General features: G+C 42.0%; 21 protein-coding genes, 1 pseudogene and 1 CRISPR repeat array. Of the genes and pseudogenes, 17 read left to right on the forward strand and 5 right to left on the reverse strand.

The window, feature by feature from the left end; all coding sequences use genetic code 11:
• Positions 1-122 precede the first annotated feature (122 nt).
• The 12 genes and pseudogenes from DN062_RS02090 (at position 123) to cas2 (ending at position 12,108) form a co-directional block, all read left to right on the forward strand.
• Complete coding sequence (locus DN062_RS02090; RefSeq protein WP_112157061.1) at positions 123-1,535, forward strand: methyl-accepting chemotaxis protein; 1,413 nt, start codon at positions 123-125, stop codon at positions 1,533-1,535.
• 167 nt (positions 1,536-1,702) lie between these two features.
• Positions 1,703-2,551: a sulfurtransferase gene (locus DN062_RS02095; RefSeq protein WP_112157063.1), complete on the forward strand. Its 849-nt coding sequence runs from the start codon at positions 1,703-1,705 to the stop codon at positions 2,549-2,551.
• Between the two features lie 127 nt (positions 2,552-2,678).
• Positions 2,679-3,503 carry a helix-turn-helix transcriptional regulator gene (locus DN062_RS02100; RefSeq protein WP_239995659.1) on the forward strand — a complete coding sequence of 275 codons (825 nt, stop codon included), beginning with the start codon at positions 2,679-2,681 and terminating at the stop codon, positions 3,501-3,503.
• Between the two features lie 142 nt (positions 3,504-3,645).
• Positions 3,646-6,114 (forward strand): CRISPR-associated helicase Cas3', encoded by a 2,469-nt coding sequence (cas3, locus tag DN062_RS02105; protein WP_112157066.1) that lies wholly within the window; start codon positions 3,646-3,648, stop codon positions 6,112-6,114.
• 13 nt (positions 6,115-6,127) lie between these two features.
• Entirely contained in the window at positions 6,128-6,832 is a 705-nt protein-coding gene (gene cas5c / locus DN062_RS02110; RefSeq protein ID WP_112157068.1) for a type I-C CRISPR-associated protein Cas5c, read from the forward strand.
• Positions 6,829-8,892 carry a type I-C CRISPR-associated protein Cas8c/Csd1 gene (gene cas8c, locus DN062_RS02115; protein WP_112157070.1) on the forward strand — a complete coding sequence of 688 codons (2,064 nt, stop codon included), beginning with the start codon at positions 6,829-6,831 and terminating at the stop codon, positions 8,890-8,892. The genes cas5c and cas8c overlap by 4 nt, the downstream gene beginning before the upstream one ends.
• Positions 8,889-9,728, forward strand: a complete 840-nt coding sequence (gene cas7c / locus DN062_RS02120) for a type I-C CRISPR-associated protein Cas7/Csd2 (protein WP_112157072.1) — start codon at positions 8,889-8,891, stop codon at positions 9,726-9,728. Before cas8c ends, cas7c begins: the two co-directional genes overlap by 4 nt.
• Before the next feature lie 24 nt (positions 9,729-9,752).
• A pseudogene (locus DN062_RS19160) lies at positions 9,753-9,920 on the forward strand (DUF4258 domain-containing protein); the annotation flags it as partial.
• On the forward strand, positions 9,917-10,141 hold the full coding sequence (locus DN062_RS02125) for a type II toxin-antitoxin system MqsA family antitoxin (protein ID WP_112157073.1): 225 nt from the start codon (positions 9,917-9,919) through the stop codon (positions 10,139-10,141). The pseudogene DN062_RS19160 and the gene DN062_RS02125, both read left to right, overlap by 4 nt.
• A complete protein-coding gene (gene cas4 / locus DN062_RS02130; protein WP_239995660.1) occupies positions 10,141-10,797 on the forward strand; it encodes a CRISPR-associated protein Cas4 in 657 nt (218 codons plus the stop codon). Before DN062_RS02125 ends, cas4 begins: the two co-directional genes overlap by 1 nt.
• On the forward strand, positions 10,778-11,794 hold the full coding sequence (gene cas1c, locus DN062_RS02135) for a type I-C CRISPR-associated endonuclease Cas1c (protein ID WP_112157075.1): 1,017 nt from the start codon (positions 10,778-10,780) through the stop codon (positions 11,792-11,794). The genes cas4 and cas1c overlap by 20 nt, the downstream gene beginning before the upstream one ends.
• A 20-nt stretch (positions 11,795-11,814) precedes the next feature.
• On the forward strand, positions 11,815-12,108 hold the full coding sequence (gene cas2, locus DN062_RS02140; RefSeq protein ID WP_112157077.1) for a CRISPR-associated endonuclease Cas2: 294 nt from the start codon (positions 11,815-11,817) through the stop codon (positions 12,106-12,108).
• A 175-nt stretch (positions 12,109-12,283) separates the two neighbouring features.
• Positions 12,284-13,110: direct repeats of the CRISPR family, unit length 32 nt; unit sequence GTCGCGCCTCACGCAGGCGCGTGGATTGAAAC.
• Positions 13,111-13,393: 283 nt separating this feature from the next.
• On the opposite strand, the gene DN062_RS02145 is transcribed toward cas2, so the two are convergent.
• Positions 13,394-14,101: an inorganic diphosphatase gene (locus DN062_RS02145; RefSeq protein WP_112157078.1), complete on the reverse strand. Its 708-nt coding sequence runs from the start codon at positions 14,099-14,101 to the stop codon at positions 13,394-13,396.
• Between the two features lie 275 nt (positions 14,102-14,376).
• The gene (locus DN062_RS02150) at positions 14,377-14,706 is read right to left on the reverse strand and encodes a hypothetical protein (RefSeq protein ID WP_112157079.1); all 330 of its coding nucleotides are present in this window, start codon (positions 14,704-14,706) and stop codon (positions 14,377-14,379) included.
• 539 nt (positions 14,707-15,245) lie between these two features.
• Here DN062_RS02150 and DN062_RS02155 point away from each other — a divergent pair.
• Entirely contained in the window at positions 15,246-16,559 is a 1,314-nt protein-coding gene (locus DN062_RS02155; RefSeq protein WP_112157081.1) for a tyrosine-type recombinase/integrase, read from the forward strand.
• A 123-nt stretch (positions 16,560-16,682) separates the two neighbouring features.
• On the opposite strand, the gene DN062_RS02160 is transcribed toward DN062_RS02155, so the two are convergent.
• Together DN062_RS02160 and DN062_RS02165 are read right to left on the reverse strand one after the other, a co-directional pair.
• A complete protein-coding gene (locus tag DN062_RS02160; RefSeq protein ID WP_162301235.1) occupies positions 16,683-17,726 on the reverse strand; it encodes a helicase C-terminal domain-containing protein in 1,044 nt (347 codons plus the stop codon).
• 99 nt (positions 17,727-17,825) lie between these two features.
• Positions 17,826-18,965 (reverse strand): DEAD/DEAH box helicase family protein, encoded by a 1,140-nt coding sequence (locus DN062_RS02165; RefSeq protein ID WP_112157085.1) that lies wholly within the window; start codon positions 18,963-18,965, stop codon positions 17,826-17,828.
• 887 nt (positions 18,966-19,852) lie between these two features.
• On the opposite strand from DN062_RS02165, the gene DN062_RS02170 reads away from it, so the two are divergent.
• The 4 genes from DN062_RS02170 (at position 19,853) to DN062_RS02185 (ending at position 23,915) form a co-directional block, all read left to right on the forward strand.
• On the forward strand, positions 19,853-20,467 hold the full coding sequence (locus DN062_RS02170; RefSeq protein ID WP_112157087.1) for a hypothetical protein: 615 nt from the start codon (positions 19,853-19,855) through the stop codon (positions 20,465-20,467).
• A gap of 56 nt (positions 20,468-20,523) precedes the next feature.
• Positions 20,524-21,489, forward strand: coding sequence for a GIY-YIG nuclease family protein (locus DN062_RS02175; protein ID WP_112157088.1), 966 nt, complete (start codon positions 20,524-20,526; stop codon positions 21,487-21,489).
• Between the two features lie 379 nt (positions 21,490-21,868).
• The gene (locus DN062_RS02180) at positions 21,869-22,054 is read left to right on the forward strand and encodes a DUF4158 domain-containing protein (RefSeq protein WP_112157090.1); all 186 of its coding nucleotides are present in this window, start codon (positions 21,869-21,871) and stop codon (positions 22,052-22,054) included.
• 601 nt (positions 22,055-22,655) lie between these two features.
• Positions 22,656-23,915, forward strand: coding sequence for an NAD(P)/FAD-dependent oxidoreductase (locus DN062_RS02185; protein ID WP_112157092.1), 1,260 nt, complete (start codon positions 22,656-22,658; stop codon positions 23,913-23,915).
• Between the two features lie 267 nt (positions 23,916-24,182).
• Here DN062_RS02185 and DN062_RS02190 read toward each other — a convergent pair whose 3' ends face one another.
• Positions 24,183-24,440, reverse strand: a complete 258-nt coding sequence (locus DN062_RS02190; protein ID WP_205126625.1) for an EAL domain-containing protein — start codon at positions 24,438-24,440, stop codon at positions 24,183-24,185.
• Between the last annotated feature and the right edge of the window lie 1,155 nt (positions 24,441-25,595).

Here is a 25,595-nt window from a genome sequence, read left to right on the forward strand (position 1 = left end):
TCAATAAGGTTGCATAGTTTGCACATTAGTAGGGCATATAACACTTTGATACCCATGGCCTTTGTTTTGCATGATAAACTTAAGAATTTCTGTGAATAGCTTTATTAAATCGAGATCAGCGTATGAAACTACACCTTACTCCGACTTCACGGGCGCGTCATCAGTTTACTTTGCATTTAAAGTCGACCGTAGAGAAAGGGGATTTGAGTGCACGCAGTGGCGTTGATTATCCAGCTGCACAAGCCTTTGATCAGCTGTCTCTTCGTCTTCATGATTCATTCACCGAAGGCCTGCGGCATGCCGTGGCCATTGCTGGTCAAGCTCCACTTTTAGCTGAGTCTGCTACGCTTGCAGAAAAAGAGGGTGCTACATTAAGTGAAGCCTCGGCACAATTAGCCAGCGCAAGCGAGGAAATCAGTGTCACTATTGGTAAAGAATTGGGGCCTGCGGCTGAGACAATGCACCAGCTAGCGGCAGATGCTTCACGGCAAGTGGCCGAGTGTGATGTTCAAGGCCAGTCAGTTGGTGAACTTATGGAAACCATGCGCACCGAAATGTCAGCGTTGCAAGCGCGAATTCAACTGGTGGATCGACAAGCCGAGGAAATGCTGCGTTTGGTCGAGATGATCGCCGATATCTCACGTCAAACCAATCTTTTGGCACTGAACGCAGCGATTGAAGCGGCTCGTGCCGGTGATGCAGGACGCGGCTTTTCGGTGGTTGCAGATGAGGTGCGTGCCCTTGCCGACCGAACGATGAATGCAACTGGAGAGGTCGAGAATCGCATAGGACTTATCCGAGGGGAAGTCACAGAGTTAACCCAAGGCGGAGAGTTGGTAAGCGCTAGAGTCGAAACTGGTTACACTGCTATTGGAAGAATGCGAAATTTTCTTAAAAAAAGTCGATCCGATATGCAAATGCTAGAAGATTACAGCCGACAGGTAGCCTCTGGCACCACTCAGATAGGTTCAGCCATTAGCAGTGTGACACGCGATATTCAAGGTATTGCCGATGCATCGAAACATTTATTAGAAACATCGACTCAGCTAGGTTCTGGAAGTTCGAGTATTCGCCAGCATGGAGATCAGCTGTTAGAAGCATTGGGTGTGTATCAGTTAGATTTACACGGTGCCGCACGCGATGAGGTAGAAAGATTGGCCGCTGATACAGGCCTAAATGAACCGCATCAAGAACAACGTGTCGAGCAAACCTTACGAGCCGTATTAGACCGAAGTGGTCGACGTTTTGAGCTTTTGTATTTAGTTGATCCCAATGGACGGCAAATCAGTGCCAATATTCATCCTGAGTGGGTAGTGGTGAACTACGAGGGAACAGGGAAGGGGCGAAACTGGTCAGATCGCAAATGGTTCAAAGAAGCGATAGAAAAAGAGCGACCCTATGTTAGCCCGGTGTATCGCTCAGTGGCCACAGATGACTACTGTTTTACGGTTAGCGTGCCTGTTCGACATCCTGAAAAAGGCATCGTTGCTATCCTGGGAGCCGATGTGCGTTTGGCCGCATTTTTGGATAGCTGATCCTATTCATTCTCATGCTAAGACGGATATTTTTTATCTGTCTTAGTCATCTATCGGCTGCCGATTGCTGCCTTTTTGTCAGTGTTGATGGAGTCCATTACCGCTGCCTGCTATGATCGAAGGATAAGTTCGAATTCATAGTATCGTCAGAATACGAAGGTAATTCTATGCACTCATCCCCTTTGGTAACCTCACAATGGTTACAAACTCATCTACAAGACCCTGATCTTGTTGTCATTGAGGCCAGCATTGGTAAGGTCATTGGTAAAGAGCCGATTGTTTATGAATCGCCTGTTTGTATCCCCAATGCAATTAAGTTGGATATCGAAACCGACCTGTCAGATTTAACCTCAAACGCAGTTCATGCCTTTCCCAGCCTAGAGCAAATGCGCTCGTTACTTAAGCGTTTGGGAATTAGCCAGCGTCAGACATTGGTGATTTACGATAATCAAGGAATCTATGCGGCTCCCAGAGTTTGGTGGATTTTTAAAACCTTTGGCTTTGACAAGGTGTATATTCTCGATGGCGGATTGCCACATTGGTTGCAAGAAAGAAGAACCGTTGCCGACGTTTATAAAGAATCAACGGGTGGCGCAGTCGATGAGGAATTGCAACTAAACCCAACTTATCTTAAATCCAGCGATGAGATTCTATCAAATATTCAATCACCGTCATTTACGGTCGTTGATGCTCGCTCGGAAGATCGCTTTATGGGGCGCGTTGCAGAGCCTCGTCAAGGGGTGCGAAGTGGGCATATACCGCAATCGGTCAATCTTCCTTTCCCGAATGTTTTAAATGAATACTTTTATAAGTCGCCTCAAGAGCTGGGCCAGATTTTTGGATCGCTGTCTTTGGAGCCTAGTCGTGCGATTGTGTTTTCCTGTGGTTCGGGGATTACCGCGTGTATTCTTTTGGTGGCCGCTATTTTGGCGGGTAGGCAGCAGGTGAGTCTGTACGATGGATCTTGGGCAGAGTGGGGGGCTGGGGAGGTGTTTCCGGTAGAGGTCGGAGCATAGTTAATCATTCATATGTGTAACAGTTGTTTTACTGATGGAGGTGTAATTAGTACCCAAAGATATGGTCGTATTTATTAGAAAGTTGCATTACACTCAAGCTCTTAGTACATGACATATGGACGTTTTTGTGAATACTTCAGAGCAACAACGACTCTGGTTGATTGAGCTGCTAGCTTGGTGGGAAGGGCGGGTAAATACCTCGGATTTAGTGCGAGAATTTCAAGTCACCCGCCAGTCGGCTAGTAAATGCATAAATCAGTATTTAGCTTTTCAGCCTGGTAGTCTTGCTTACAACACTCATCAAAAAGTCTATCAGTCGACAGACGCTTTCAAGCCTTTATACCTCAATGGCGATGTAGCGGAGTACCTAGAATGGGCAACTCGCCATACCAATACTCTGGGCCTGAATATGCACCTTCCTTACGATGCAGTCCCTCTGCCACCGCGTCATATACAGCCCGAAATAATGCGACAGTTGGTGCAGGCAATTCGTGAGCATCGAGCCCTAGAAGTAGATTATGTCTCTCTCACCAACCCCGACCGAGAAGGTCGAATCGTTGTCCCTCATAGTTTTGTAAAAACCGGCTTACGCTGGCACTTGAGAGCTTGGTGCGAAAAAAGCCAAGAATATCGTGACTTTGTTTTGAGCCGTTTTCGCGGTGTACCTGAATTGGAACAGGTATCGGATAAAACCGGTGAAGATGACCACGCTTGGCACATCCTATCTGAGGTGATCTTCGCCCCTGATCCAAGATTAACTCCTGCCCAAAAAGACGTGATCCAAACTGATTACCAGATGGAAAACGGCGAACTGCGCATCACCACCCGAGCCTGTTTGATTCAGTATTTGATCCAGGAAATGCAAGTCAATACCAAAATGCTGGATCCAGATCCTAAAGCGCAGCAGCTAGTCCTAGTCAATAGAAATGACATATCCGAGTGGCTTTTTTAGCGTTTGAGTTGCTGTTGGAGACGTTTGGGCTGTGAATGTGTAAAAGAAATTTACTGGTTATTTGAACAGGGGTTGTGGGGAGTAGGAGATGCGATTAGTTTTATTTAAAAGGATTCGCTCATTTGCGAAGAGGGAGTGACCAATGACGTACATAGCGCATAAAAGAGAAAAAGATGGCGTGCTGCAGCCATTACAGGTCCACTTAACGGAGGTCGGTTCGATTGCTAGTCATTTCACAAAGAAAATAGGATTAACAAGAGCAGGGTTGCTTTTAGGCTTTTTACACGATTTCGGAAAATACAGCCAAGAGTTTCAAGACTATATTAAATCTGCAATAGGTTTAATTAATCCTGATGAAGATGCCTATGTAAATGCAAAAGGACTTAAGGGTAAGGTTGATCATTCAACTGCTGGTGCCCAATTTGTTTGGAACCGCCTTCATACATATGGTAAGGGAGGGCAAGGGGAGTTGTGTGGTCAGATACTAGCACTTTGCATCGCTTCGCATCATAGCGGTTTGATTGACTGCTTTAGCATGGATGATAGAGCAGTATTTTCTGCCCGTATGAGTAAGTCCGATGATAAGGTACATCTTGAAGAATGCCAGCGTACGGCAGATCAAAAAATCCTTGAAGAAATTGAGCATCTTGCCAGTGTCGAGGTGGTGAAGGAACTGTTTGGGCAGCTAAGTCAGTTTGTCAATTTTAATACGTTATCAGTAATTGATTACTTCAATCTTGGTTTTTTTACCCGATTTTTATTCAGTTGTTTGATTGATGCGGACAGACTCAATAGCGCTGAATTTGAAGACCCTATTAGACTGGAAGAAAGGCTTAAGAATACTGTACCTGTGCAGTGGGGTGTTGCCTTGGAGCGTTTAGAGAACCATCTAACAACTCTTGCTCCTCGAAACTATGTGGATGAGTTGCGTCGAGAGATATCTGAAAACTGCAAAAACAATGCGTATAAAGAGCAAGGGCTGTACACACTCACGGTACCTACTGGTGGCGGAAAAACGTACGCCAGCTTACGTTTTGCCCTGCATCATGCGAAGCATCATGGATTGGAGCGCATTATCTATGTAATCCCATTCACCTCAATTATTGAGCAGAACGCAAAGGTTATAAGGGACGTTCTGGAAAAAGATGACGACCAGCGGCCTTGGGTATTGGAGCACCACTCTAATTTAGAACCAGAGCAACAAACATGGCAGACCAAATTGGTCTCAGAAAATTGGGACTCACCAATCGTGCTCACAACGATGGTGCAATTACTGGAAGCCTTATTTAGTGGTGGTACAAAAGGCGTAAGACGGCTGCATCAACTCGCTAATAGTATCCTAATCTTCGATGAAATTCAGACATTGCCAGTCAATTGTGTGCACCTTTTTTGCAACGCCATGAACTTTCTCTCGCCACGATGTAATACAACGGCGGTGCTGTGCACGGCAACCCAGCCACTGTTGAATGAATTAAAAAGCGCAAGTAAAGGGCAGTTAATCATTCCTCAAGAGAATGAGCTTGCAGGAGACTTTGGTCGACATTTTAGAGAACTGCGGCGAGTTGATGTTCACAGAATGTTAAAGCCTGAAGGATGGTGTGCGCAGGAAATCACGGAACTGGCAATAACTCAGTTTGAAGAGCGTAACAGTTGTCTGGTGATTGTCAATACCAAGGCGTGGGCACAAGAGCTGTATCAGCTTTGCGCTGAAAAAATGGATGAGTCTGAACTGTTTCACCTAAGTACGAACCAATGCCCAGCTCATCGTAAGGTGTTGTTGGCGGAGATCAGAGCACGGTTGGATAACGATCAGCCTGTGCTTTGTATCTCAACACAACTGATTGAGGCTGGGGTGGATGTAGATTTTGCGACCGTTATTCGCTTCCTTGCGGGCTTGGATTCCATAGCCCAAGCAGCTGGGCGCTGTAATCGTAATGGCAGGCTGAAGGATGCGCAGGGCAATTTGGTTAAGGGTCAGGTTTATGTTGTGAATCCTGATAAAGAAAGTACAGGGATGTTGAAGGACATCGAAATTGGCAAGGATAAGGCCGAACGTGTCCTTTCCGAGAGTCACGAAGACATCTTGTCACCTGAAGCCATCAAGCAGTATTTCCGATACTACTTCTTTGATCGGGCTGATGATATGGCCTACCCACTGGTTGGGAAACATAGTCAACGTGATGACAACTTGCTGAACCTCCTAAGTGATAACCCCAGATGTAATGCGTTTTATAAGGATAGAAAGCCGGGTCAGCTAGTAAAGATCCCATTATTACGACAGGCATTTATGGAATCTGGGAAACAATTCAAAGCCATTGACGCACCAACTCAAGCTGTAATTGTACAGTACGGTGATGGTCAAAATCTTGTGGCTGAGCTTTGTTCAGTCGTCAAAGAGTTTGACGCTCATCGCTACTACCAGCTATTACGGCAAGCTCAGAAATACAGTGTTAATGTGTTTCCCAATGTATGGACAAAACTGTTTGATGCGGCAGCGGTTCAAGAAATTCAGCCTGGGTATGGTATCTATTACCTTGCGGAGGAGTTTTATAGTGAGAAGTTTGGACTCAGCGACCAAGTTGTAGGGCAGAAAGCATTTCTAAGTGTTTAGTAGGGGGGAAAGAATGAAAAACAGCATTAGTTTCAAGCTTTGGGGGAGATACGCGCTGTTCACTGATCCCATTACCAAAATCGGTGGGGAAAAATGTACCTACCATGTTCCTACCTATGAGGCGATCAAGGGCGTACTCAAGTCCATCTACTGGAAGCCGACCATTATCTGGCACGTGGATAAGGTGAGAGTAATAAAGCCTGTTCGAACTCAAACTAAAGGAACAAAACCACTGGTTTGGGGCGGCGGAAATAGTCTGGCTATTTACACTTTCTTACATGAAGTGGAGTATCAGGTTCAGGCCCATTTTGAGTGGAATATGAATAGGCCTGAACTGTCGAAAGATCGAATTGATGGCAAGCATTTTTCGATTGCCCAGCGAATGCTTGAGAAAGGAGGCAGGCAGGATATCTTCCTTGGTGTGCGGGATTGCCAAGCCTATGTGGAGCCTTGTGAGTTTGGTGAAGGGGCTGGAGCCTATGACGACATAGATGAATTGTCATTTGGCCTCATGTTCCATGGTTTTGATTACCCAGATGAAACAGGGGTAAGCGAGTTACATAGCCGCTTCTGGCGTGCCACTATGACAAAAGGAGTGCTTGAGTTTCCTATGCCTGAACAGTGTGAAATTCGGCGCTTTGTGCGGAAGATGGAGGCGAAGGAGTTTAATTTAGATGACAACATATTAGGTGTAGATATTGAGGAGGCATCGCTATGAGTTGGATGGCTAAGCTCTATGATACCTATGAACAGGCTATGAAACTGGATCTACCAGAAGACAAGCGTTTAATGCCAATCAGTCATACATTACAGAATGCCCATATCAATATTGAGATTGATGGATGTGGAAACTTTCTGCGCGCAAAGATATTGGAAAAAACACAGATTGTTTTACCTGCCACGGAAAGGTCAGCAGGACGAAGTAGAGGGGAGGCTCCTCATCCATTGGCAGATAAACTGCAATATGTTGCGGCCGATTATGCGAAATTCGGAGGTAAAAAGAAGAACTATTTTGATGGGTATCAGGAGCAACTCAAGCGGTGGTGTGAGTCCCAAAACAGTCATCCAAAAGTGTTGGCTGTTCTGAACTATGTCAGCAAAGGACGAGTCATTGAAGACTTGGTAGGTGCGAAGGTTTGTTACTTGGATGCTAGTAAACAATTACTGACTTCTTGGCCGTTTGATAACGTAGAAGAAAACCCCTTGCCACTATTGTTCAAAGTGTTGCCCAAAGAGAGTGGAGAGCTGGATCAAGGTAACGCGATGGTCTGTTGGAGTGTTATCAATACAGGTGATCTTATTCCTGAAACTTGGAAAGATGAATCAGTACAGCACGCATGGATTGCGTTTGATGCTGATGAGTCTGGGAAAGAAGGATTCTGTTACGCCTCAGGGCAACTTCAACCAGCTGCGTCCAATCACCCAGCTAAACTTCGGCACACGGGAGATAAAGCCAAATTAATATCTGCCAATGATAATTCTGGTTTTACGTTTCGAGGACGTCTTGTTGATGGAGAGCAGGTTGCGGTTGTAGGATTTGAAACAACTCAAAAAGCTCATAATGCCCTGCGTTGGTTGATCTCCAATCAAGCTAACAGAAATGGAGATCAAGTGGTTATCGCTTGGGCAATATCAGGCAAACCTAGACCAGCCCTATTAGTGCCCACTTGGGATCTGGATAATTTTGATGTATTCACAGATGAAAGCCATGATGTGTTGTCGATTGCAACTGATCCTACAACGGATCTTGGGCAGAGCTTTGCCAAGGCCCTAGGACGTTATATGGCAGGGTATTTTGATGGTCGCATTGCCAGTCTCAAAGAGCATGAAAGCATAGTTGTGATGGGATTGGACTCTGCCACGTCGGGTCGGATGGCCATCATTTTTTACCGCGACTTTATGGCTAAAGATTATGTGAAAACCATCGAAAAATGGCATTTACACTTAGCTTGGCCAATGCAGGTCAGTAAAGAGACTCAAGATAGCGGGAAGAAAGCTAAAAAAGAAACTTACTGGATCATCAGTGCACCATCACTCTCAAGAATCTTGAAGGCTGCTTATGGCAGCATTGCTGATAGCAGTAAAGAGCTAAAAAAGAATTTATATGAACGTTTGTTACCTTGCATTGCTGATGGGCGACCCTTGCCAAGAGATATTGTCGATCTTGCTATTAAGCGAGCTAGCAACAGAAATATTAAACGTCTGGGTGACAAGTACTCAACACCAGCAAGTGAGTTAAATGCGTGGTTGAGTGATTTATGTGTTGCGTGCGCGCTATACCGAGGATTTCATCATCCAGAGCGTCAACCAGATTCGCGTAAATGGAGAGAGTATAAAATGTCACTAGATACAAACCATACTGGCAGAGACTACCTGTACGGGCGCCTGCTAGCAGTCGCAGAACGAATAGAAGAAATCGCGATGTTTGTTGCGAAAGAACCAAGTAGAACAACTCACGCCAGCCGTTTGATGCAACGATTTTCCGACAGACCTGCATCAACGTGGCTAAATATTGAACATGCTCTTATCCCTTATCAACAGCGGCTTCGCATCAAAATGCCGCCTTTGGAGTCAGCATACAAAAAATTGCTAGACGATATAGCAGATGCTTTTGATCGAAAAGAGTTTTCCTCAGATAAGCGGTTAAGCGGCGAGTATCTATTGGGATTCCATTGCCAGCGCAAGTGGCTGAGAGATCATAAATTGGAAAAAGGGCATTGGGTAACCAAGTCCTCTGAAGAGCCTGAATTGACGGTATTTGAAGGAGAGGAACAATGAGTTCATTAAGTAAGAAAATTGATTTTGCAGTAATTTTTTCGGTTAAGAATGCCAACCCTAATGGTGACCCGCTAAATGGTAATCGGCCACGCACCGACTATGATGGTTTTGGTGAGGTTACAGATGTTTGTTTAAAAAGAAAAATTCGTGATCGTCTGCAAGATGCTGGTCAAGCAATCTTTGTTCAATCTGATGAAAAGAAAGTTGATGAGTATGTTTCTTTGAGAAAACGTGCGGAAGGTGTCTTAGGTAAAGAAACTTTGAACTCAAAAAAAACATCAAGGAATGAAGCTGCGAAAAAAGCATGCCAGACATGGTTTGATGTTCGAGCTTTTGGCCAGTTGTTTGCATTTGAGGGAGAAAAGAAGGGTGGTGACGGTATATCTATTCCTATCCGAGGACCAGTCAGCATACATTCAGCGTTCAGCGTCGAACCTGTCAGTATTACCAGCACACAAATTACTAAAAGCGTAAGTGGTGATGGCGATGGTTCTAAAAAGGGTTCGGATACCATGGGGATGAAGCATCGGGTCGATCAAGCTATTTATATTGCTTACGGCGCTATGTCACCGCAATTAGCTGAGAAAACCGGATTTAGTGACCAAGACGCAGAGGTAATAAAGCAGGTGTTACCAAAGTTGTTTGAAGGTGATGCTTCATCTGCAAGGCCTGAAGGCTCAATGGCAGTAGAGAAAGTTATTTGGTGGCAGCACAGTAATAAATCGGGGCAATATTCGTCTGCCAAGGTACATCGAACTCTTGAAGTAAATGCTGATGGTAGCTATAACCTTGAAATACTTGATAGTTTAACTGCGGAAGAGATTGACGGTTTTTGATATTTCAGTGTCAAGGACTACCCTGATGACAGCCCTTACCCCAGCCAACTTCGTCTTGGTTGGGTTAACAATAAAGCCATTCATGTGGTTGTTTCCAAAAATGCGGAAAACAATTCATGTTATGTCATCACTGCCTATTATCCTTCATCGGAAATCTGGCATGAAGATTTCAGAACTAGGAGACAAAAATGAAATGTGTCATTTGCAAACAGGGTGAAACCCAACCAGGAATGACAACCGTTACCTTCACTCGGGGTGAAGTCACTCTGGTGATTAAAAATGTTCCCGCTGACATTTGTGAAAATTGCGGTGAATACTATCTTAATGATGTCATCTCCAGAAAAGTTATGGCTATGGCTGAAGAAGCACTAAAGCATAATCAGGAAGTTGAAGTGATTCAGTTTGCTGCCTGATGGATGAAAGAATCATGCAGGATACCAAGCTCATACCTTTATCAGCTTTACAGCACTTTGCTTTTTGCCCTCGCCAGTGTGCTTTGATTCATAATGAGCAGGTCTGGGCTGAAAACTTCCTCACAGCTCAGGGACAACAACTCCATAGCCGAGTAGATAGTGGTGAACCTGAAACCCGTAAAGGTGTGAGATTTGAGAGGGGCGTGCAGGTGGCTGCTCACTCTTTGGGTCTGATTGGTAAGATGGATTTGCTAGAAAAAGATACTTCGACTGGGCAGCTCACACCTGTTGAATATAAACGTGGAAGACCCAAGCCAACTGACTTGGATGAGATTCAACTTTGTGCCCAAGCTCTTTGTTTAGAGGAAATGACGGGGCAAACTGTTAAGGAAGGAGCACTTTGGTATCACCAAACTAGGCATCGTCATCCTGTGCAAATTAGTGATAGGTTGCGCCAACGAACAATGGAAGTTATTACTGCTGTTGCGCAATTATTTGCTAGTGGTCAAACACCACCAGCAAAGTACGAAAAAAAGTGTGATGCCTGCAGTCTATTTGATTTATGTAATCCTAAAGTCCTGCAAAAAGACTCGAGCAGACGGTATATAGAGCAACTATTCGCAGAGGAGTTACCGGATGAAAAGGCTCCAGAATAGCCTCTATATTAATACACAGGGCGCGTACCTTCATAAAGAGCGAGAAACGCTGGTCGTTGACATTGCCAAAGAGAAAGTTCTCCAGCTTCCGATTCACTCTATCAGTGGAATCTTTTGTTTCGGTAATGTGATGGTTTCTCCTCAAGTGATGGGTTTTTGTGGTGAGCGTGGAGTCAATTTGGCTTTTTTCACTGAATACGGTCGTTTTCTTGCTCGGGTTCAGGGGCGGCAAACTGGTAATGTGCTGTTACGTCGTTCACAGTACAAATATGCCGATACGAGAGCTACTGAGATTGCACGGACTTTGGTTGCAGCTAAAATTCAGTCGCAAAGACAGATACTACAACGTCATCAGAGAAATTATGGCAAGCAAGATGATGTTAACCAAACTATTGCCTTGCTCAAAAGTACTGTTGAAAGATTAAAAATTGCAAAAGATTTAGACATTATCCGTGGTTTAGAAGGGGATGCAGCTGCACGTTATTTTTCTGTATTTAACCATCTAATCACTGAAAAATCAGGAGACTTTAACTTTATACAGCGGACAAGAAGGCCGCCAACCGATCCCGTTAATGCATTACTCTCATTTTTCTACGCTATTGTGGGAAATGATATTAGTGCGGCTTTACAAGGGGTAGGGCTTGATCCCCAAGTTGGTTTTCTTCATAGGGATCGACCTGGTAGAGATAGCTTGGCCCAAGATATCTTAGAAGAGTTTCGAGCTTACATTGTTGATCGTTTGGTTTTGACTTTAATCAATCGCCAACAGATCAAAGCTGCCGATTTTATTTATGAGGCCAGCGGTGCTGTCAAGCTTAAGGACACCGCACGAAAAGTAGTCCTTCAGGAGTTCCAAGCAAGAAAGCAGAAAACCATCATACATCCATATCTAAAAGAGGAAATACCCTTGGGCTTGCTGCCACACGCGCAAGCGTTGTTACTTGCGAGACACTTGCGTGGTGACTTAGAGTATTACCCGCCATTTCTGGCTCGATAAAACATTTAAAGGAGTTCAAAATGTTGGTGTTGGTTACTTATGATGTATCCTTTGATGATCCAAATGGACCAGCAAGGCTTAGAAGGATTGCCAAAATATGCGAAGACTTCGGTACGCGAGTCCAATACTCTGTTTTTGAGTGTGATTTAGAGCCTGATCAGTGGGTGAGACTAAAAGCTCGACTACTGGATACTTACGATGAAGCAGTGGATAGTTTGCGTTTTTATATGCTTGGTAAAAATTGGCGTAGAAGAATCGAACATCATGGTGCGAAGGCTGCTCTTGATTTGTTTAAGTCCCCCTTAATCATTTAAGCGCTAACCTCTAGTTCTCATAAATTAGCCGCTAGGTTAGCGTTTAGTTAATCAGATGATATTTATGTGTTTTTTACATCCTCCGTTTTTTGTTAATCAACTTAATTAGCGCTTCACTGGTGTTAGCGTAAATATCCACTATAGGATATGATTTACGTGTCTTTGAGAGAAGGCAGTCGCGCCTCACGCAGGCGCGTGGATTGAAACTGCACACGCAAGCGTCAAACGATGCTTATCATCTGTCGCGCCTCACGCAGGCGCGTGGATTGAAACTGTTTCCCGCCGAGAGCGATGTCAGCGGCAACCAGTCGCGCCTCACGCAGGCGCGTGGATTGAAACAAATATTGATGCTGTCAGCCACACGGCTTGGCAGGTCGCGCCTCACGCAGGCGCGTGGATTGAAACACTGGAGGCGCCGCCAACAGATGGATCTATAAACGTCGCGCCTCACGCAGGCGCGTGGATTGAAACAAATATCCCGTACCTGATCGACCGTGATTATCAAAGTCGCGCCTCACGCAGGCGCGTGGATTGAAACCCGTAGGCGTTAGCACTGGATGGGGTGATAACAAGGTCGCGCCTCACGCAGGCGCGTGGATTGAAACTCTGATTGCACTGGCAAATAGATTTGAAAAGCCACGTCGCGCCTCACGCAGGCGCGTGGATTGAAACCTCAATCCGAAGAAGCTTATAATTGCAGATACATGTCGCGCCTCACGCAGGCGCGTGGATTGAAACGTATTGCCGACGTTACAGCCTTGCCGCTATTTGCGTCGCGCCTCACGCAGGCGCGTGGATTGAAACGTCATCAGTCTGTATTGGATCAATTTCAATCCATGTCGCGCCTCACGCAGGCGCGTGGATTGAAACTGAATGGTCTGTATTTTCGATCAACAATAGCACTGTCGCGCCTCACGCAGGCGCGTGGATTGAAACATCATATCCTCCAGCCACATCCACTGAACCGCACGTCGCGCCTCACGCAGGCGCGTGGATTGAAACAGATAGAAATGACCAAGTAGTATCTACGATCAGTCACAGCTTGATTCATTTTACGGGGTACCTTCCGTTTGAGGAGCAGGTATATGTTAATAATTTAACCCAGATGCAACAGATTTAAGGTCAGTGAGAGAGTTATTGGCTAACCGAATGGCTTGGTGCTTTTTAGAGTAGCCAGTCGCAATTGAGTGACTGGCTACTTTGTCTTTAATCTTATCTAGAAATCACTAAGGTAAAAAACCCTTTTAATTCTTTATCAGTAAGATAAAAAAAGTCTTTTCCGATATTAACGTAAGGACTCAAAATTCGCAGCAGCTGCATCTAGCACCGCACGAGCGGATTCTGCATCTTCAAAGCCAAGCCCTTCCATGCCGCCATCCGGGCCTTTGTAGTTAGCGAACCAAAGATCAACAATCTGGCTTACGCCGTAGAACTCCGCATCCAGTTGCGCCATGCTTTCAATATGCGCGAAAGGAGAGTCCTGCGTCAGAACAGCGATGAGTTTGTCATCTTGTTCGCCGTCATCTAGCATTTTTAGGACGCCAATCACTCGTACATCAACAATTTCACCACGTGGAACAGCTTGACCTAGCACTAAGACATCAAGTGGATCGCCATCACCTCCTAATTCTTTAGGTAGGGCAGTGCCCGGAATGGCACCGTAGTTACCTGGATAACCTAGGTAGTTTACGATTCGTGGTTTTTCGTTTTTGTATTCCCAGTAGACGGCTTTAGGGTCATCTTTGCTGACTTCCCACTTAGCTGATGTGCCTGTTGGTATTTCGATAATCGCTTTAACACTACCATTCTCGTTAATGGCACTTAGTGTCATCAGATCATCAGCCCCGACGATTGTAAAATCGTCTTTCATGGTCATCGCTTTAGCATGGGGGGTTGTATCAGAGAAGGCCAAGCCGCCAAGTGCATCGGCTTGAGTTGCTGAGGACAAAAGGGCAAGGTAAGTGACGCTGGTTAGCATCAGAATTTTCCGCATGGTGTTTCTCCTAGGGTCGTTGTCCTGATAACCTAGCAAGCAGAAGTGACGAGCATATTACAGACAGAAAGTATCGACCACATTATGGCGGCGATTCAGATTTATTTGCTGACTAAGTGAGGTTAAACGGAGGTTGATCAAACTATCATTTTGAGCTTTTTGCACATAGCTCCCATCCTTGATGACTATGTGCAACTTACGATAAGGGCAAACTTACACCATAATTAGGTTTTCTTTGCTAACTTCAACCTAACATGACTGATATTTGTACCCAACTAATCCAGATCATCTGGCGTGACAAGTAAGTCATATTCCTCAACATTTATATCCCAAAATGTGTAGCTGTCACCATCAGAATCAATCAGGCGAATATCAAAAACGGGTGACGAGTAACCCGTCAAGGTGACTCGTTGGGTTGTACCGTTAACAAGAACGTCATTGCCCAATACATCATCCTCCCAACTCTTTTGATCGCCGGGGCTGACGTACAGCTGGTTGATCTGGTAGCCAGTTTTGTTAGTAATGTCAACATAATAATCAGCTGCCAGTGCAGGTAGGGCGAATAGGCAGGATAAAATCAAGGGTAACAGTAATTTAGTACGCATTAGGTAAACCTTTTCTGTGATTGAGGATCCGCAACATAGAGCGTACTTGAGTAAGGACGTTAGAGTTTTGGAGCTTGAGTATCATCTGTATATCAGAGTTAGTCAAATTAAGAAGTCTTAATAGTTATGTTACCCTGCGCTAAAGCGTGCAGGGGACAAAGGTGTATTGGTTACCGAGTATCACAATCTTTAGGAGGAGAGCAGTTTACAAGCGGTTAGGGAGAGGTCACGCAGACTTCAGGGCTTAAAATCATTGAATACATTTTAAACAAAAAAATCGCCAATGGGCGATTCTTGTAACTCTTTAATTTATTGGTCGGGACGGCAGGATTTGAACCTGCGACCCCTTGCACCCCATGCAAGATACTGTATAATCTTGATTATTCCTTAATGATCTCGGAATGTGTAAAATAACCTTTACTAACAACGTTTTAATGTGTAGTTGATGTTTAGGTCTTCCCAAGAGATCCCATCTAAGCCCAAATAAGCTAATCTTAAATGGCAACCAATTGGCAACTAAGCATAGATAAGAGAAATTTATGTCTAACATTACAGATCGTCAAATTAATGCAAAACCAGGTGAAACGAGCCGATGGATCAGTGAATCTGTAGTACGTGGGCATGGGGCACTTGTCGTTCGAATTACACCAGCAGGTGAGCGCGTTTTTTATTTTCGCTACGTGAATAGTAATGGAAAAAGAGATTCATTACCTATCGGCACGTACAGTCGAGAAGAAACATCTGGATGCCTTACTTTGACGCAGGCGCGATTTAAAGCTAAAGAGCTAGCTGGCCTGCATCAAAGTGGGACAAAAGACATAAGAGAGCACTTGGAGGAAGCGGAACAATATCGAAAAGCGAAAATAGAAGCTGAGCTCATTCGTCTGGAGAAAGAGAATCTGCTACACAAAAGTCGTATCACTGTTGGAGAACTTTTTGATGATTGGATGAAAGTTGAGTTACTGGGACGCAAAGATAAAGGCGCAAGTGCGCTACGACTATTTTCTGCAGATGTATTCCCTAAGATTGGTCAACTCGCAGCTGAGGATGTTCGCCGTAGCCATGTAATGGACATTGTTGATTCGATACTGGCACGGAACGCGAAGAGAATGGCAAAAGTAACACTTTCAGAACTGCGTCAGATGTTTAGATACGGCATAGTTCGAGAGCATTTGTCAACAGATCCTACGTATGTCATTTCTAAAGCTAAAATTGGTGGTAAAAATGTTGTACGTGATCGTGTTTTATCAAATGATGATATTTTATTATTGATAGAAAAATTACCCTCAGCTAACTTGCTTCCAACAACAGAACTAGCCATCTGGATCTGCCTCTCGACAGCTTGCCGAATTGGCGAAATCCTGTCTGCCAAATGGTCAGATATAAACTTTGATAGGAAGACATGGTTTTTACCAGAAACAAAATCTGATCGCGCTTTCACTATTTATCTATCAGATTTCTCATTAAGTCATTTTGAACAATTGAAGCAACACACTGCTAATAGTATATGGTGTTATCCTAACAGAAATAATACAGGACACGTGAATTTAAAATCCATCACAAAACAAATAATGGATCGCCAACGTAAATCTGATCAGGGTTCGATGAAAGGAAGAAGTAAGAAAAATCAGTCGCTTATACTGCCCGGCGGTAAATGGACACCACACGACCTAAGACGAACTGCATCGACTATGATGACACAATGTAAGGTACAAGCAAATGTGGCTAGTAGATGCCAGAATCATGTTGAAGAAAATACAATCATTAGAACTTATCAACATTATGCTTATGACAAAGAAATGAAAGAAGCTTGGGATATATTGGGTAAGCATCTAATGACTTTAAAAAATTGAACATTTGAATGTAAGTGCTAATAAAAAAATCTAATCGATTGATTAAAGCTATATTACCTCTTTGTCTTCAAAACAAGGGGGTTGCCCTAGCAGATTAAGAAAACTGTTATTTAATCCTGTTTTTCATTCAGCCCACCAACGAGGCAACAGATTTCGGTAGCGCTCTTGATTGAATCGCCGATCAATTAAATGTACAGAGCCAGAATCCTGAGGCCCCCTGATTAGTCGACCGACAGCTTGCGTAACTTTTCGGATGGCAGGGTAGACATACGTATAACTGTAGCCGGTTCCTTCACCGAAGTGATTTTCAATAATTTCAGATACTTTCTCATTTTCAGCATTTGCGGCTGGAAGTCCAATGTTGATAATAAATACACCGATTAACGAATCACCTTCCAGACTGATTCCCTCTGAAAATCCGCCTCCTAGAAGCGCAAAACCCATCAGACCACGTTCAGTATTGAAACGTTTGATGAATCTATTGCAAACATCAATATTCATGTCAGCAACTTGCACAATAGAGGGTATGTCAGGAAATTGTTCTTTAAACGATTTGAATAAATTTTCTATGTATGCATAGCTACTTGCGAAAATCAGATAATTACCAGGCTTTTGATAAAACTGTTGTCCAATTTGCTGCGTTATTGTACCTAAAGTTGCATCTCGATCATTGAATCGAGTGCTAATGTTAGCAAAATGTAGATTGATTTGTTCAGATCGATAGGGGCTTGGGAGGGTCACTCTTGTTTGATGTGCTGGTATCCCTAATAGTTGAGAGTACAGGTCAAATGGTTGTAGGGTAGCTGAAAACAATACTGATGACTCAAGAAAATTAAACCGTTCTCTTATGTGATCTGTACATATTACGTTATTCAGAGATAGCTGAAGTTTGAACTGTTTGTCATGAATCGTACCTTCCAGTTGAGTTTGTTTTGCAGAAATAAAAGAGTGACTGCCAATCGAGCAATACAGATCTAGAAAGCGTTTAACGGAATACGTGGCATTCCAGAGAGCTTCGTTCCCTGCTTTAGGTATCTCTCTTGTGCATCGGAGAACAGACGTCACAAATTGTGCTAATGCAATAATAAAAGGTTCAGGAAGCTCAGACAGAAAAAAAATGTTTGAGTCTGTTGATCGAGTATTAGGTATCGCATTTGAGTTAACCACTAGCTGTTCATTGAAATGGTTCCAAGCGTTTAACAGAGGGCGAATGACCATTTTTAATTGTTGGGTTGCAACATCATGGGCGGAATATAAAATGCTTTCTCAGACAGTAACGGAGTACATCCCTCGAACTCTGTCAATCAAATTGTGGCACTCATCAATTACTAATGCTAACTTCAAATTACTTGTAGTTGCTAGCTCATAGAGAAAACCATGCTGATCAAAATAATGAGTAACATCAGCAATGATAACATCTGACCATTTAGCCATTTCTATAGCCAAGAAATATGAGCAGATGTGATGTTTGTTCGCCAGTGATTGAAGAGTGGCTTGGTCTAACCATCCTAACCGTGTTGCATCATATCGAGCAGCTGGTATTCGCTCATAAAAATGAGTGCAGCCTTCGCATTCTCTATCGTTGCATGACGTATTTTTTGAGTTACACAGTTCTGCTCGTGAGGAGAGCTCCAAGACTCTAATCAATTGGCCCGGTGCTGAAGTCAAAATTTGTTTAAGACCGTCCAAATAAACCTGACGACCTGTCTTTCGTGTAGTGAGTAACAATAATTTATCCAGCTGTTCCGATTCTAGTGCCCGAACAGCTGGAAATACGACCCCCAAGGTTTTGCCAATACCTGTGGCTGCTTCAATGAGAAGATGCCGCCTATTGAATAGGGCCGAAGATACTTCAGAAACTAATTTTTCTTGATGAAGACGAAAGGTTTCGTACGGGAAGTCCAAACTAGCTAACAGGTTATCTCTATTTTCTACATGATTTTTTTCATGTAACACCCATTGATTAAACGTATAGCAAAGATCATTAAAATAGCTGATGAGATCCGTTCTTGAAAAGGAATAGACTTCAGTTTGGTTTGTACGCGTATAGATTAATCTGAGTGCGACGTTATGGAAATTATGCTGTAGACACAGCATTGCTGCATGTACACAAAACAGTGAAATTTTAAACTCTTTCATACTTGGGGTTACAGAGCAGTCTTCAATGTACGGAAGTGCAGTGTCTAATGAAAGTGCTTTCACAAATGACTGCACCCTAATCATTTTATAATGAACTAAGCAATATATTTCCTGCATGCCGGATCGATCATGTGTTGTTTCTCTAAGATGAGTTAGCCTTATTCTTTTGGGATTCCTAATACTAGATATGCCACCATGGCTGTGACTAAATGTAAAAAGATCTACAGCTTCGACAGTTAAAATAGTATCTCTGATAGTTTTATACATATAGGTGCTCGTCTTATAAGGTGAGACTTAAGTTTTCATCTTTTGAAATTTCAAAAAATGAAATTTAATAATTTTGATTTAATTGTAGTATCAATCTTAACAGAAAAGCCCTTTCTAATTTATATATTGCATTGATTTATAAGGGTAAAGATGAATGATTGTGCTGGGAAAATCCTTTATTATATCAATTTATACACTTAAACTAACAATTATAGTGAGTATGTTGCTATTTATTCTATTGCTGTGCATATTAAAAAGTTATTAATAACTTTTTTGAAATTTTCATATAAAAGGTACTTGCGGTGCGATTGACTTATTGTATACTGCATTCATTACTTTCCTATGAAGTAATATATATGAGACTGAGATCTTATATAAAAAGTGAGTCTGATAACTCATGATGCATGCAGAGGAAATCTGTTCTTGTGTATTCACTGATTGAATGTAGTGTTGACGTGTAAGATTATTATCAACGCTATAGTGATTTTCGCAAGGACACCCTTCGGGGTTTACTAGCGTCCTTTGCGGTTGGTTTGTCAGCCTTATTTAACTTACAACTCAACCCTTATAAAGGGTGGTTATTAGCAAAGGACAACATTAAATGACTCTACAAAACTTTGATTCTATAAATAATATTTCTTGTCAGTACATCTTTGTTCGCTGCTGTCATCGTCTTTTTTTATTTTATAGCCGTAGTGACAGATTACTTATCTAAAGTTAGATTGTGAAATATATTTTTTAGTAAAAATATTACCTAAGCTAAAGTTTTCATGTGACTAATTTTCAGCACTGTTTTGCAGTGCAGGGATGACTGTTGGCTTTTTTAAACAAAAATGTTTTTTCTATTGTAAAACACGCGTATTTATAAAAATTCAAAGGTGAATAAAATGAGTAACGAAAAAATTAATTCAATGATGAAAGACAATCACTTAATTACACGTTTAGAAAATGGCTATATGCTTAGAAAGACAACTAACGGTTCAATATATCAAGATTTCTTTGGTTTTACTCGGTTCGGCTCTGAAGAGTCGGCTTTAGAGGCAGCTAAGGAGCAGCGAGCGCTATTGTTGAGTGAAACATCAGACTACATCTCGTTTCAAAAAACAAATATTAATAATAAAACAGGTGTAGTGGGTACATCACTTCTGATTGCAAAAAACAAAGACTCTAATGTAATCATTAACACACGTTGCCAGATGCCTGTAGGTGGAAAGACACAGTCTTTTAGCTTTTCAGTCAAGACATACGGCCTTTGGAAAGCTTTTGAGTTGGCAGTTAGACATCGCAACCAGTATGTTGCAAATAACAATGGCGAACCTGTTGATGTAGAGGAGGCATTCAAGGTATTCATCGACTACTATGTTGAACGAATGAAACAAGAACAGGACTTTACAATCAAAGGCGATCTGTTTACTCAGATCATTGCAATGATTGAATCCAGTTCAACACCTGAAAAAATCGTTTTCTTTGCCAGAAATAGCATGGTTAATATCATAAATTAAGCATGGAAATAGCAGGGATGCTTCTATTCATATTTTTTATATTTCCCGGATTATTTATGATCTACTATACTCATATAACTACAAATATTGAAGCTGCGATTTGCCCTATGGAGCAGTTTGTTGATTTAAAGGCTGATTTTGATTCTCCGGGACTCTACATTCTGATAGGTAAAGCAGGTCAAAATCTAACACCTGCCTATGTTGGAATTTCTGATAAAAGTGTTGCGAAAAGAGTACGCAATTATAAGAATCGAATGTGGGATAAGTGTATTTTGTTTCGTATTCCGACAAGCCAACATTCAATAAATCTATCTTCGATAGAACACTTTTTTATTACTATTATTGCATCTGGTCATCAATTTTTTAGCATGAATAGACGGTTTTCTTATAATGTAATTAGCAATGATAGTAAAATGGTTATTGAAGCTATTTACAATTATCTAAAATCAGTAAATATGTGCATGATGTGTCAAAAAATCACAACAAATGCACATCATTATAGTTTTCAAGACTTAATTGATCTCGTTCCTGCAAGAAATTATTATGAGTCGCTGAACTATGGAACAGCAGTTCTTAAATTTACAATGAACAGCGATGGAGGTATTGTTGCTTACAAAGATAGTCGGTGTAGTGAGTTGTTTTTAAAAGAATTTCATTCTGATCTAACTGACCAACAAATATGTAAGCGTTCTTTTTTGATTCAGTCTGGCTTAGTAAAACAACGAAATAATTATTATTATCTAACCAAGGATACATTGTTTATTGATCTCAGTGATGCAGTTAGCATGTTGACCCTTGATAGTTTTAATAGTGATTTTCGATGGGAAAAGTTTGTGTGGGGTCCTTTCAAATCAGGAGCGTCACCTTTTTTTAAAAATTGTAATGATGTAGAGTTGTTCATGTATGGCTTGATTCCACAATTTTTAATAAACTTTAGAAGAATTACTGATTACGGTTTTTGTGGTTTCAATTGGTTGCAACAATTGGAGCAACGTGTGATAGCTTCTAAATACATAATATAGTTGTGATTGGGCATCAGGATGGATATTGGTAATACTTCATAAAACTTTTTGAAAATTGAGTTTTTTACTTAAAATAAGTTATGGTAATAATTAAATAAACCATTATCCTCTTACATCAGGTAGTTGACCTTATTTCATTTTCTGTTAGTAAAAAACACAGCTCGGCCGTAAAGGGTCTACGACATAACTCCATCTCAATCAGTAATGCCAATCCATTAACTGATTGTGACAGAAGTCAGCATCAAACCAATTAGTTTACTGCTACTGGGTAATAAACGCTGTCAGAGTCCGACACTCTTAGCCTGCAGTAACTTAGTACTAATTCCCACTAATGTAATTATACGTAGTTTTAGTACACTTTTCGTTTCGAGGCGAGAATATGGCTGAAAAACGAATCCAAATTCTATCGGATGCAGAAGTTAAAGATCTGTTTTCTGCGCAGAGCTTTAACGAACATGATCGACGCTACTTCTTCTCATTGAATTATGCAGAACTTCGTGTGTTACGGTCTTTAAGACATCGCCTCAATAAGCGTATGTTCGTTGTCATGCTAGGCTATTTTTAATCACGCCCGATCGCCATTATTCCAAAATACAATCAAATCAAAACCGACTTGAGATGCGTTGCCAGCGATGTTTTACCTGGGCTCGGAATTAAGCCGTTCAACTTACAGCAGCGTGACAAAGATCGATTATATTTCCGTATTTTTGACTTTTTAGAGCACTCTGCTGCTTGGAATTGAAAGGCTCCATTATTCTGTGCTATTAAATGCATTATTTGAGCAGGCTACCAGCTGGCTGGGCTGCGCCAGGGGTCGTGTTTGGTGCAGGAATCGATTTTTTGGCCCATAACAAAATTGCAATCCAAGCCTACAGCACTCTTCAAAAGACAATTAGCCAAAGTGCGGGTTCAGCATCAGAAATTCCCCCATGACCAAATAGTGACCGCCAGCACTCAAGAACTGATTATTTCAACCTCTAAATCAGGCAATCATCTCTTCCAGATGATAAATCTATGTTTTATTTTGCAGAGTTACTTCACTCAATAAAGCCGAGAAGAACTCAGCTTTTTACTAATCATTCTATTGATCAGACCTGTAACCTAATAGACATAAAATAGTAATCTTGAGCGTCTATTATCTGGAATAGACCAGTTTGGAGTTGAGCATGTCGGTACAAGTTAGTGATATTTTGATTATTGGTGGTGGGATTCTTGGGTTATCTTGTGCTTGGTCAATCGCATCAAGCGCGCCTATAGGTTCTCGTATTACCTTACTTGAATCTAACACCCTATCATCTGGAACCACCAGCCAAGCCGCTGCATTGTTGACTAGAGCTCGACCCAATCAAGACATGGCAAGGTTGGTCGCCGCTACCTTCAAGGCGATCTCTAAATTAGAGGCAGAACTAAACGAATCACTTCCCCTTCGTAAGGTGGGAAGTTTACATATTTCCATGGGTCATGAGTCTGCTGACTATCTTACATCAACTGAAACCGCCGCGAGATTATTTGATTTAAGGCATCACCGAGTTAATCCTAAGCAAGTGAAACAATTATCACCTTGGTTAAATACACAAAAAATAGACAATGCTTTACTCGTCGAAGACGATGGTTACATGGATCCCGTGCAGCTCTCACAAGCCTATGCAGCGGCAGCCAGAAAAAAAGGTGTACAGATTAAGCAGGGAGTGACCATCAAAGATCTGTTTGTCGCTTCACAGGGCATTCAAGGCGTTTTAACTAACCAAGGTATTTTTGAAGCCCCTCAGGTTATTTGCTGTGCAGGCCCTTGGTCAATCAAGTTGCTTCATGATTATGAGGTAAGATTAGGGATGGCGGCCGTTCGAAGCCACTACTGGATTACTGACGTGAATCCTGCACTTTTTCCCACTCATGCTCCCATGGTGATTATGCCAGATATTAAGGCCTACGCACGGCCAGAAGTCGGAGGTTTGTTGTTTGGATTAAGAGATCAGCAAGCCGTTTATGCATCTCCAGATCAGCAAGCCGTTTATGCATCTCCAGACCAGATACCTGCGTCGATTCATGGATTTGAATTCGATCAAGACCCTAAGGGTTTGGAGTGTCTGGAGGATCAATGGCAAGGGTTGTCTGATCTATTTCCATCTCTAAATGACATAGGAATAGCCCATTATATCTCTGGAATATCAAGCTATACGCCTGATGGAAAACCCATCATTGATGCAACATCTATTTCGGGTTTATATGTGGCAACCGGATGTTCTGGGGGAGGAATCGCTATCTCTGGTGGAGTTGGTGAAGCAATGGCAAATTTGGTTTTGAATAAAACAACTGCCGGTTCTTTAGAGACTTTCTCGATCAATCGATTTGGAGCCATCGATCCATTAGATCAGGCATTTATGGTGGAATGTGCGCAGGCACGCAGCCAGAAAAAATCAGGATAATACACACAGGTAGGTTTCTTACTTACCGTGATAGCTCATGTGGGTCCCATAAAATGATTGAGATGGATATGGTGTCTAGGCGTTAAACTCTAAATTGTAGGTGCTTTTTTTGGCGGTTCGAATCTATCGTGGCTTGGAAACACTTTACCGATTTGGGGCGGGAGCTGTGCTAAAAAAATCAAAACACTACGTGAAGCTAAAATTAATGGCCTGTAATTTACAACTATATCTAATCAACAAGTTAAGCATTTCCATCTATCTAGTCACTCATATCACTAAGTTCGCAAGCGAACAAGGTTTGCCGAACAGGTAACTTTGATACTGATTACAGCCAAAATTTTCCTGTAATGAACGCTGTTCATCTGTTTCAACACCTTCAGCTATAATTTCCATATCCATGGATTTAGCTAATGTGATGACTGCCTGAGCAATAGCCTGGTCATTAGGATTACTGTTAATATACTTGACAAAGGTTTGGTCAATTTTAAGTAAGGGCCTTATCGGGTCTTTATGATCAGGCGTCACGATCTGCCGCTTCACTCTGAATACATTAGAAACACAGTACACTTATTACAGCATCATTACTATGCGTTACTAGATTAGTTAATTTGATCTGGGGAGGCCTTTGAAAAACCATATGGCTTCTCAATCTGACGACGCCATTTAAGACACTTCGCACTCACTAAATTTAGGAGGGCATTTATAACTAGGATTGAAAACCTACCTATAAGGGATGTGCCCTGAATTTTGATTGGAAAATTGTTATAGATCTACATCTAATATGTTTTGATATCAAATTAGTGCTTTTAAAAAATCAAATGTATGCCCTATAAAATCAATAACTCAACTGCAATTAATTTGGCGTTACAGTGACAGTTGAACGTCACTTAAGAGTCAGTTGAACGTCACTTCAGAGTCAGTTGAACGTCATTTTCGAGGCGATTAGATAGGTTTAAATGGCTTTTTTACCATGAAAATTCATTAATCAGTTACCAAATCGAGATCGATAATGCGTAATAGCGTCAGCTGAGAGTCAGTTGAGAGTCACTTTGGAGTTTTTTTTAAAAAATATAGTTAATTAGCTATCGTAGCATTTCATGGCTGATCTTAGAGGTCTCTATGATATGAACGAGAGTCAGTTAAGAGTCAGTTAAGAGTCAGTTAAGAGTCAGTTAAGAGTCAGTTGAAATAAACTTTGAAGCAGTTTTCAATAGCCTTACAGGTTGTAACTCCTCATTTACAGTTGCTCATATCGTTAATTTTAGGCGTAAGATGTCCTACTAACTCGCGAAAGGTACATTTATAACGATCAACACTAGCTCTTACTTGATTTCACTGAACCATTTATAGCCGCAATCAAATCAGAGGTTTTTCGGTCATGTAAAAAGGCTTTCTTCGAAATTTTCGACCGACTACTTCGAATCTTTTTGGACCCCATCCTTGACTAAAAACAGCTGGTTTATGCTTGGTGTTTTTATAGACCATCTCGGTAAAAGAAAGAAAATGGTTTTTTATGTGATTTTTAAAGCTAATTTCTATATGGAATTAAACATGATAGCCATCTCGATAATAGAATATCACGATATGATCAGTATTTTAATTTGACTTTAAAAAATTGAAAACCGTATCATCGCGATAAAAGAAAGAAAACCTCTATGTACTCTTGACAGTTTCTTTAAG

The sequence above is a fragment of the Nitrincola tibetensis genome (assembly GCF_003284585.1).
GTDB classification, from domain to species: Bacteria; Pseudomonadota; Gammaproteobacteria; order Pseudomonadales; family Balneatricaceae; genus Nitrincola; species Nitrincola tibetensis.

Bases quoted from the DNA above. Each gene is read 5' to 3' on its own strand.
- cas1c (WP_112157075.1), top strand. From the start codon at position 10,778: ATGAAAAGGCTCCAGAATAGCCTCTATATTAATACACAGGGCGCGTAC.
- cas8c (WP_112157070.1), top strand. From the start codon at position 6,829: ATGAGTTGGATGGCTAAGCTCTATGATACCTATGAACAGGCTATGAAA.
- cas5c (WP_112157068.1), top strand. From the start codon at position 6,128: ATGAAAAACAGCATTAGTTTCAAGCTTTGGGGGAGATACGCGCTGTTC.
- DN062_RS02180 (WP_112157090.1), top strand. From the start codon at position 21,869: ATGGCTGAAAAACGAATCCAAATTCTATCGGATGCAGAAGTTAAAGAT.
- DN062_RS02185 (WP_112157092.1), top strand. From the start codon at position 22,656: ATGTCGGTACAAGTTAGTGATATTTTGATTATTGGTGGTGGGATTCTT.
- cas7c (WP_112157072.1), top strand. From the start codon at position 8,889: ATGAGTTCATTAAGTAAGAAAATTGATTTTGCAGTAATTTTTTCGGTT.
- DN062_RS02090 (WP_112157061.1), top strand. From the start codon at position 123: ATGAAACTACACCTTACTCCGACTTCACGGGCGCGTCATCAGTTTACT.
- cas2 (WP_112157077.1), top strand. From the start codon at position 11,815: ATGTTGGTGTTGGTTACTTATGATGTATCCTTTGATGATCCAAATGGA.
- DN062_RS02170 (WP_112157087.1), top strand. From the start codon at position 19,853: ATGAGTAACGAAAAAATTAATTCAATGATGAAAGACAATCACTTAATT.
- DN062_RS02165 (WP_112157085.1), bottom strand. From the start codon at position 18,965: ATGTATAAAACTATCAGAGATACTATTTTAACTGTCGAAGCTGTAGAT.
- DN062_RS02145 (WP_112157078.1), bottom strand. From the start codon at position 14,101: ATGCGGAAAATTCTGATGCTAACCAGCGTCACTTACCTTGCCCTTTTG.
- cas4 (WP_239995660.1), top strand. From the start codon at position 10,141: ATGGATGAAAGAATCATGCAGGATACCAAGCTCATACCTTTATCAGCT.
- DN062_RS02155 (WP_112157081.1), top strand. From the start codon at position 15,246: ATGTCTAACATTACAGATCGTCAAATTAATGCAAAACCAGGTGAAACG.
- DN062_RS02150 (WP_112157079.1), bottom strand. From the start codon at position 14,706: ATGCGTACTAAATTACTGTTACCCTTGATTTTATCCTGCCTATTCGCC.
- DN062_RS02175 (WP_112157088.1), top strand. From the start codon at position 20,524: ATGATCTACTATACTCATATAACTACAAATATTGAAGCTGCGATTTGC.
- DN062_RS02095 (WP_112157063.1), top strand. From the start codon at position 1,703: ATGCACTCATCCCCTTTGGTAACCTCACAATGGTTACAAACTCATCTA.
- DN062_RS02125 (WP_112157073.1), top strand. From the start codon at position 9,917: ATGAAATGTGTCATTTGCAAACAGGGTGAAACCCAACCAGGAATGACA.
- cas3 (WP_112157066.1), top strand. From the start codon at position 3,646: ATGACGTACATAGCGCATAAAAGAGAAAAAGATGGCGTGCTGCAGCCA.